Here is a 1,591-nt window from a genome sequence, read left to right as displayed (position 1 = left end):
GACCAGCTTGCCTTTACGGTCGAATATACCAGGGATGAGGCTGACGGCAGTACACAGCGTCTTGTTTGGAACCACAAGAAGATCGGTCTTGCCATAACCGATGACGGTTTGACCGTACATGTCGCCAACAATGACGCCAAATTTCACAAGGGGTTCAAGGCGACCAATATCGGGCTGAACGATCTGGAAACGCATGAGATCACCGTTCTGGTTGATCAGAATGCAGATCGGCTTCAGGTGATCGTTGATGGTCAGGTTGTCATTGATGAAACTGGTATTGATTTCGACTTTACCGGCGGCCGTGAATACGGCTGGACGCTTGGCACCCCGTGGGGCCGCGATGTCGATGGTCAGGTGAGCGCCTTCGCGATCGACGACGAGGTTCAGTTCGTCGACACGACGACGTTCCAGGACGATGCCCTGATCGCCTGATGTCGGCAAGCGCAGCCATCGGGCGAGCGTAATGCAAATATTGGGGCGGGGCGCAGAAAATGGTGCCCCGTCTCCGGGTTCTGTATCTGGTTTTTTGTCTGACCTTCCAGCATAACGCTGTATAGGTTCAATGTCGGGTTTGTGGTTTCGAAGTATGATTTTGTCCGATCGCCATCGTTTTGTTTTCGTCCATATACCCAAATGTGCGGGAACATCGGTGCGGAATGCCGTTTTACCCTTTCATGACGCCGACGACCGGTTTCTGAAAACAGTGGAACACCACCCGGATCTGGGAGAAATAGATTTCCGGCACTTGCCGCTGCCCCTGCTGCGCGAACTGGATTCCGAAGCGTTCGGAAAGCTTGAGAATTACGAAAGCTACGCGCTTTTGCGCGATCCGGTTCAAAGGTTCCGTTCGGCCATGGCTCAGCGCGCGAAGATGTATCTGGGTAAGGAATTCGCCCAGCTTGATGATGGGGATATCCGCACCGAAACCGGAAAGGTTATTGCCTATCTTCAGTCAGAGCCCGAGGTGATTGCCCCGGATTATATCCATTTTGCCCGACAGTCGGATTTCGTTGAGACTGACGGTAGGCGCATGGTCAAAAACCTTTACCCGGTCGAGCGGATGGAGGCCTTTGTTACGGCTCTTGCCCGCCACGTCGGTGCCGATACGCTTGAAATCGGTCATGCCAACAGGACCACTGTGTTTCGCTATCCGCAACTCGGCCGTGTGATGTATACCGGAAGCTCCCTTGCCAAACGGGTTCTGCCCGGTTCGGCGCATGAGAGGCTTCGTGTTATGGCCCGGAAAATGTTAATGAAACCAAACGTTTCAAGCACGCCATCCGTTTTTGACGAGCCTCATATCCGGGACTTTGTCCGCCACTACTACGCCAGAGATACGGCGTTGCATCGCAAGGCGCTTGAGGATGTTGTTGTATAGGCACACCTGCTTTCGGCCATGGTTCTGTCGGGCAAAAACCTTTGTCTTTGTGGTATTCATCACAAGTGATTTTGTTTCTGTGATCTGTGTTTGGGACAACGTTCAGGTTAAAAGCACATCCAAGCACAAGTATACAAGGTAGTGGTGAACTCAGTTGGCGGCATCGACAGATACAAGACAGTCCATTCGGACAACTGATGGCACAACGAGGCC

The 1,591-nt window shown here is 52.7% G+C and carries 2 protein-coding genes; both read left to right on the top strand.

The window, feature by feature from the left end; translation table 11 throughout:
- On the top strand, window positions 1-432 hold a 432-nt coding region (locus AC2FNC_RS20765; protein WP_496716576.1), incomplete at its 5' end, for a hypothetical protein.
- Window positions 433-562: 130 nt separating this feature from the next.
- On the top strand, window positions 563-1,378 hold the full coding sequence (locus AC2FNC_RS20760; protein ID WP_496716574.1) for a sulfotransferase family 2 domain-containing protein: 816 nt from the start codon (window positions 563-565) through the stop codon (window positions 1,376-1,378).
- Window positions 1,379-1,591 lie beyond the last annotated feature (213 nt).

The organism is Ruegeria sp. BHSA123 (assembly GCF_059613425.1).
The sequence above is the reverse complement of the archived record's forward strand: the minus strand, read 5'-3'. Positions and strand labels throughout refer to the sequence as shown.

What these genes read in the sequence shown, in the direction of transcription:
- AC2FNC_RS20760 (WP_496716574.1), top strand. Translation starts at nt 563, where the DNA reads ATGTCGGGTTTGTGGTTTCGAAGTATGATTTTGTCCGATCGCCATCGT.